This is a genomic window from Empedobacter sp. UBA7494 (assembly GCF_002478465.1).
In the GTDB taxonomy this organism is placed as follows: domain Bacteria; phylum Bacteroidota; class Bacteroidia; order Flavobacteriales; family Weeksellaceae; genus Empedobacter; species Empedobacter falsenii_B.
The window spans coordinates 1-6,775 of sequence record NZ_DLOC01000030.1; the positions used below are offsets into that span (position 1 = coordinate 1).

The following is a 6,775-nucleotide window of genomic DNA, read 5'->3' on the forward strand; positions in this document are numbered from 1 at the left end:
TTGAGACAGCCTCTTTTTTATATTTATTTGCAAATTGTTTTAATCACAATCTCCATCAACATCACAAGAAGCACCATTTTGTGGTTGATCCAAATGATCTTTTTCGTAAGCCTGTGTCAAAGCAGAAACGAAATACTCGACAGGTTGAGCGCCAGAAAGTGCATATTTACGGTCAATTACAAAAAACGGAACCCCAGAAACACCGATATTACGTGCATCTAAAATATCCGAAGCAACTTCAAAAACATTTGCATCAGAATTTAGCATTTCAAGAACTTCGGTTTTGTTCAAACCAATTTCTTCACCCAATTCAGCCAAAACTTCATAATCAGCTACATTTTTACCTTCAGTAAAATACGCTTTAAAAAGTCTTTCTTCTGCTTCCGAACCTTTTCCATTCGCTTGCGCAAAATGGATCAAACGATGAGCATCACTTGTATTGACAACTTTAGAATTTTGTTGTTGAAAATCAATTCCAACAGCTTTTCCCATTTCAGCTAATTGATTATTCATTGCCGAAACTTGTTCTTCCGAAATTCCTTTTGTTTTGATTAAATAATCATTGACAGAAGTAATTTCAGTTTTAGATAAATCAGGATTTAACTGAAAACTTTTCCATTCAAACTGTATTTTATCTTGATAAGGAATTTGCGTTAAAGCTTGTTCAAAATGTTTTTTTCCAATATAACAGAACGGACACATTACATCCGACCAGATTTCAATTTTCATTATAGAAATTTTTGGTGTAAAAGTTTGTAAAAATACGCTTTTTATTTGAATGGATTCGGTTATTTTTCGGTTAATTTCATCTTGAAAAATTATTAACAATATCTTGAAAAATAATCGTGCTAAATTGAGTTTTAAATTTGTTTAAGACAAGGTTTAAATTACCTTTGCAGTGAACCAAGATAAGATGATTAGTTTCATTTTTATTCCAAAACAAATAACGAACAAACAATATGTCAACACACGTAGTAGTCGGTCTTCAATGGGGTGACGAGGGAAAAGGAAAAATTACAGATGTATTAGCCGAAAAATCGGATTATGTTGTACGCTACCAAGGTGGTAACAACGCTGGTCATACTGTATATGTGGGCGATGATAAATTTGTCTTACACTTATTACCTTCTGGAGTTTTACAATGCAAAGGAAAATGTATTATTGCGAATGGTGTCGTAGTAAATCCTGAAGCTTTTTTTGCAGAAACTGAACAATTAGAAGCAAAAGGTTATTCTACAGATCACGTTTTTATCTCAAGAAGAGCGCATATCATTATGCCTTATCACATTTTGTTAGACGAATATCGTGAAGAATTTGCAGGAAAAGATAGTCAAATTGGTACAACAAAACGCGGAATTGGTCCTTGTTATGAGGATAAAGTAGCGCGCGTTGGTATTCGTGCTATTGATTTGTTAAATCCTGATGTTTTAGCAGAAAAAATCAAAGAAAATTTAGTGGTTAAAAATGCTTTATTCGAAAAATTATTCAATAAAGAGCCATTAAAATTTGAAGATATTTACGAAAAATATTTAGCTTACGGAGAGCGTTTGAAAGAACGTATCATGGATTCTGAATTAGAAATCAATCACGCGATTGACGAAGGTAAAAATGTATTATTCGAAGGTGCACAAGCATTAATGTTAGACATCGATTTTGGTACATATCCATTCGTTACATCATCTTCTCCTACAACTGGTGGAGTTTGTGTTGGTGCTGGAGTTCCTCCTACAAAATTGAAAAATTTGATTGGAGTTTCGAAAGCATATTGTACACGCGTTGGTAACGGTCCTTTCCCTACAGAATTGGACAACGAATTAGGAGAACAAATTCGTCAAGTTGGTCACGAATTCGGAGCATCAACAGGTCGTCCACGCCGCACAGGTTGGTTAGATTTAGTTGCTTTGAAACACGCTTGTATGATTAACGGAATTACACATTTAGTGATTACTAAATTAGATGTAATGTCGAATATTGATACAGTAAAAGTTTGTACAGGTTACAAAACAGAAGATGGAAAAATCATTGATTATTTCACTTCTTCTACAACAAAATTAGCTGATTACGAAGCACAATACGACGAATTACCAGGATGGAAAGAAGATATTACAAACGTAAAATCTTTTGATGAGTTACCGCAAACAGCACAAGACTACATCCACTACATTGAGAAATACTTAGGAATCGAAGTTTATTTAGTTTCGGTTGGACCAGAGCGTTCTCAAAACATTATTAGAACAACTTTATTTTAATAAATTAAATAGTATAGCCTGACTTTTGTTGGGCTATAACTTTATGAGATATTTTTATGAACGAAATTTTAGAACGATTAAAACAATTGAATTTAGGTATAGATTCTATCGTCCCAATAAAAGGTGGTGATATTAACGATGCTTTTCGATTAGAATCGTTTGATAAAAAATATTTTTTAAAGGTAAATTCCGCAAACAACTTTCCTCATCTTTTCAAGAAAGAAGCACGAGCTTTAGAAGCCATCAAAAAAACCAAAACATTTTCGGTTCCGAAAGTAGTAAATGTTGGCGAAGCCGGAAAAGATTTTCAATATTTATTATTAGAATGGATGGAAAACTCTACTCCTACTGTTGTAAATTGGGAAAACTTAGGAAAAAATTTAGCAAAACTTCATCAAAATACAAGTAAACAATTTGGTTGGTCAGAAGATAATTACATTGCAATTGTCGTTCAGCCGAATAGTTTAACAGATTCTTGGAGCGAATTTTATGCAAAAAATCGCATCATGCCAATGATGAAACTACTTCAAAACAAACAATTAATCAATTCAAAACAAATAAAATCTGCAGAGAATTTATGTAAACAATTGAATTCGATATTTCCAGAAGAAAAGCCAGCTTTATTGCATGGAGATTTTTGGAATGGAAATATTTTAGCCAACAAAAAAGGTGAATTCTCGGTTATAGATCCTGCAATTTATTATGGTCATCGCGAAATGGATTTGGCTATTGCAAAGCTTTTTGGAGGATTTGATGATGTATTTTTTGATGCTTATCACGAAAATAATCCTTTAGCACCAAATTTCGAAGAGCGTTTACCGATTGCACAATTATTTCCATTGCTAATACACGCTTACCTTTTCGAAGGTTATTATGTGAAAGATGTGCAAACCATTTTGAAAAAATTTTAAAAAACAAAACAAACAAATACAATGAACAAGTATCAAAATCCTTTAGAATCGAGATATTGTAGTGACGAAATGCTATATATCTTTTCTCCTGAGAAAAAATTTACAACATGGAGACAGCTTTGGATTGCTTTAGCTGAAATTGAAAAGGAACTTGGATTAGATATTACAGACGAACAAATTCAAGAGTTAAAAGATAACGCAACAAATATTGATTATGATGTTGCTGCGGCTTACGAAAAGAAGTTTCGTCATGATGTAATGGCTCACGTGCATACGTACGGAGATGTTGCACCAAGCGCAAAAGCGATTATTCACTTAGGTGCGACTTCAGCTTTTGTTGGTGATAATACAGATTTGATTCAGATTCGTGATGGATTTCAACACGTAAAAGGACAATTAATCAATGTGATTGATGGTTTAGCAAAATTTGCTCGTCAATACAAAGATCTACCAACTTTAGGATTTACACATTTCCAACCAGCACAATTAACAACAGTTGGAAAACGTGCAACTCTTTGGTTACAATCTGTTTTATTAGATTTAGAAGAATTAGAATTCAGAATAGATACGTTACGTTTTCGTGGAGTAAAAGGAACAACTGGTACAGCAGCTTCTTTCAAAGAATTATTTGATGGAGATTACCAAAAAGTAAAAACATTAGACAAAAAATTATCTGAACGTTTCGGATTCAAAAATGTTTTTGCAGTTTCAGGACAAACGTACGATCGTAAAATTGATGCTCAAGCATTAGAATTATTATCAAACATTGCACAATCTGCACATAAATTTACAAACGACTTACGTTTATTACAAAATTTAAAAGAGATTGAAGAACCTTTCGAAAAAAATCAAATTGGATCTTCTGCAATGGCATACAAACGCAACCCAATGCGTTCAGAGCGTATCTCCTCTTTAGCGAAATACGTGATGTCTTTGGCAACTTCTCCTGCAATGGTTGCTTCTACACAATGGTTCGAAAGAACATTAGATGATTCGGCTAACAAACGTTTAGCAGTACCTCAAGCATTTTTAGCGATTGATGCAATTTTAATCATTTGGAACAATATTTTAGATGGTTTAGTCGTTTATCCTAAAATCATCGAAAAGCATATCGCGGAAGAATTACCATTTATGGCAACCGAATATATCATTATGGAAGGTGTTAAAAATGGTGGAGATCGTCAAGAATTACACGAAATTATCCGTACACATTCTATGGAAGCTGCAAAACAAGTGAAAATGGAAGGAAAATCTAACGATTTAATTGAACGTATCATTGCAGATGATAATGTAAAAATTGACAAAGAGAAATTAGTCGAATTATTAGATCCGAAAAACTTTACAGGATTTGCTTCTGAACAAACAGAAGAGTTCTTAAAAGATTTGGTTGATCCAATTATCGAAGAAAATAAAGCACTTTTAGGCGCTCATACAGACCTTAAAGTGTAAACACGCTTAAAACAACACATGAAACAAAAAAAGACTTCCGAATTGGAAGTCTTTTTTTAATTTTAACATTTAATCAATTATAACCAATGAGAAAATTCATTCTGTTTTTTGCACTTATTTGTTCTTTTCACGTAGTTGGACAAATCAAATATATCACGAACAAAGAATTTACTGTACAAGGAAAAGCCTTTGATAATACACCTTTTTACCATAGAATCGATACCAACAAATACGCAAATCTTCCTGAAAAAGTAAAAAGTTTATTTACTGCTCCCGCTGGATTATATGTAACATTCAAATCGAATACTTCACAAATAAAACTGGATTGGACAACTCGTTCTACTTATTTGGGCGCGAATACAACTGGAATTATGGCGCGTGGGTTGGATTTGTATATCAAAGAAAACGGAAAGTGGATTTTTGCAGGTGCGGCTTTACCAAATCAGCAAAATATCAAAAGTGAATTGATATCGTCAAGAATTTATCAAAGACAGAAAAGGAATTCATACTTTATTTGCCACTTTGGAACGAAATTACAGATTTAAAAATAGGAATTGATGCTTCCGCTAATTTTATCAATCAACCGATTGCGTATAAAAAGAAAATCGTGGTTTATGGTTCAAGCATTGTGCAAGGTGCTTCGGCAAGTCGTCCTGGAATGAATTACCCTTCAATTTTAACTCGAAAAACAGGCTATGAATTCATTAATCTTGGTTTAAGTGGAAGTGCAAAAATTGAAATTGAATTGGCTGAAATGATTAAAGATATTCAAGGGGTTGATTTATTTATATTAGATTGTGTTCCAAATAGTTCTCCTGAAGAAATCAAAAGTAGAACAATTCCGTTCGTCAAGTTACTCCGAAAACATCATCTAAAAACTCCTATTTTGATGGTTGAAAGCTTAATTCGACCAATGAGTAAATTTGATTTAACCCTCACGAAGATATGACAAAACAAAATCAAACCTATCGTGCACAATACCATGCTTTGATAAAAGAAGGCATAAAAGATTTGTATTTTTTGAAAGGTGATAATTTAATCGGTTCGGATAACGAAGGTTCTACAGACGGAATTCATCCAAATGATTTAGGTTTTAGCAGAATATCAGAAGTCATTGAAAAAAAAGTAAATGAAATTTTGAGTAAGAAATAGATTAATACTTTATACCAACTTTTCTCAAAATAAAACCTAACAACCAAATAGGTCCAACCAACAAAAATTGTAAATCTTTGAGAAAACTTGGCTTCTTCCCTTCTATTTTGTGACCTACAAATTGTAAAAGCCACGTGATAATAAATACTACCAGATAAACTAACCAAGATTTTGTACTGAATTGAAGATTGCACAACGAAATAAAATATTCCATAATCAACATTAGAAAAATCATAATGAAACCAACGACAACCGATAATCTAAAATAAAATATTGAAAAAATAACCAATGCAATGAATGACTAAACTGATATAACAAAAGTTCTGAACATACAAATGCGGTGTTGGAATGTAGGAAATAAAACCAAGAATCGTCCAAAAGATGAGCGGAACACAAATCCAATGAATGATTTTGTTTGTCCCATTTTGATGACTTTCTCCATATTCACTAAAAAGTTGTTCTATTTTTCTCATATTGGATGATTTTAACTTAAATATAGGTTGAATTTGTTTGATTATTAAACTTTAGATTAGAATTTGTAATTTTAAATTTATATTTATTCACTGAATTCAAAATTAGTATTTATCAAAATGATTATAAAAAATAAAAAAATCTATTACTTAATCAGTATACTATTTATAATTATTTCAATTTTTTTATTGATAGCATCAAAAGAAAAGCAAACAAGTGTAATAGCACTTTTAACTCTGTTATTTTTTGGTGGTGGGGCTATAGTATTTTACATTCTAAACAATAAGTTTTATAATAATAAAACTAAAAACATTACTAGAATAATTGGCTATTTCATTTTCATTATACTTTGTTATGCAACGCTTCCTTTTAATCATCTATTTGATGGAAATAGAAAATACACACCAATGTTAGGCTGGATAGTTGGTATATTTGGAATTCCTTTTTTTTGTTATAAAGCTTTTGAATTAATCATAAAAGTAATAAAAGAAAACTATAGAAAATAGAAACTTAATCAATTCAATATGTAATCTTCCCCTTGTT

Annotated in this window: 9 protein-coding genes and 1 pseudogene; 7 read left to right on the forward strand and 3 right to left on the reverse strand. The window is 31.8% G+C overall.

Annotation, left to right across the window (positions count from 1 at the left end):
* Positions 1–39: 39 nt before the first annotated feature.
* Positions 40–729: a DsbA family oxidoreductase gene (locus tag B4E95_RS02815; RefSeq protein WP_291089781.1), complete on the reverse strand. Its 690-nt coding sequence runs from the start codon at positions 727–729 to the stop codon at positions 40–42.
* A 230-nt stretch (positions 730–959) separates the two neighbouring features.
* Between B4E95_RS02815 and B4E95_RS02820 the strand changes: the two genes are divergently transcribed.
* From B4E95_RS02820 to B4E95_RS02845, 6 genes and pseudogenes are all read left to right on the forward strand, one after another.
* Positions 960–2,249: an adenylosuccinate synthase gene (locus B4E95_RS02820; protein ID WP_291089784.1), complete on the forward strand. Its 1,290-nt coding sequence runs from the start codon at positions 960–962 to the stop codon at positions 2,247–2,249.
* 56 nt (positions 2,250–2,305) lie between these two features.
* The gene (locus tag B4E95_RS02825; RefSeq protein ID WP_291063350.1) at positions 2,306–3,160 is read left to right on the forward strand and encodes a fructosamine kinase family protein; all 855 of its coding nucleotides are present in this window, start codon (positions 2,306–2,308) and stop codon (positions 3,158–3,160) included.
* Between the two features lie 21 nt (positions 3,161–3,181).
* The gene (gene purB / locus B4E95_RS02830; protein WP_291063349.1) at positions 3,182–4,609 is read left to right on the forward strand and encodes an adenylosuccinate lyase; all 1,428 of its coding nucleotides are present in this window, start codon (positions 3,182–3,184) and stop codon (positions 4,607–4,609) included.
* An 86-nt stretch (positions 4,610–4,695) separates the two neighbouring features.
* Positions 4,696–5,123: pseudogene (locus B4E95_RS02835) on the forward strand (SGNH/GDSL hydrolase N-terminal domain-containing protein); the annotation flags it as partial.
* A complete protein-coding gene (locus B4E95_RS02840; protein WP_291089790.1) occupies positions 5,124–5,558 on the forward strand; it encodes an SGNH/GDSL hydrolase family protein in 435 nt (144 codons plus the stop codon).
* Complete coding sequence (locus tag B4E95_RS02845; RefSeq protein ID WP_291089793.1) at positions 5,555–5,761, forward strand: SGNH/GDSL hydrolase family protein; 207 nt, start codon at positions 5,555–5,557, stop codon at positions 5,759–5,761. Before B4E95_RS02840 ends, B4E95_RS02845 begins: the two co-directional genes overlap by 4 nt.
* A gap of 1 nt (position 5,762) precedes the next feature.
* Here B4E95_RS02845 and B4E95_RS02850 read toward each other — a convergent pair whose 3' ends face one another.
* Positions 5,763–5,975: an Mpo1-like protein gene (locus B4E95_RS02850; RefSeq protein WP_291074819.1), complete on the reverse strand. Its 213-nt coding sequence runs from the start codon at positions 5,973–5,975 to the stop codon at positions 5,763–5,765.
* 46 nt (positions 5,976–6,021) lie between these two features.
* Entirely contained in the window at positions 6,022–6,234 is a 213-nt protein-coding gene (locus B4E95_RS02855) for an Mpo1-like protein (protein WP_291074820.1), read from the reverse strand.
* A gap of 117 nt (positions 6,235–6,351) precedes the next feature.
* On the opposite strand from B4E95_RS02855, the gene B4E95_RS02860 reads away from it, so the two are divergent.
* Positions 6,352–6,738 carry a hypothetical protein gene (locus tag B4E95_RS02860; RefSeq protein ID WP_291089795.1) on the forward strand — a complete coding sequence of 129 codons (387 nt, stop codon included), beginning with the start codon at positions 6,352–6,354 and terminating at the stop codon, positions 6,736–6,738.
* The last annotated feature ends 37 nt before the right edge of the window (positions 6,739–6,775 follow it).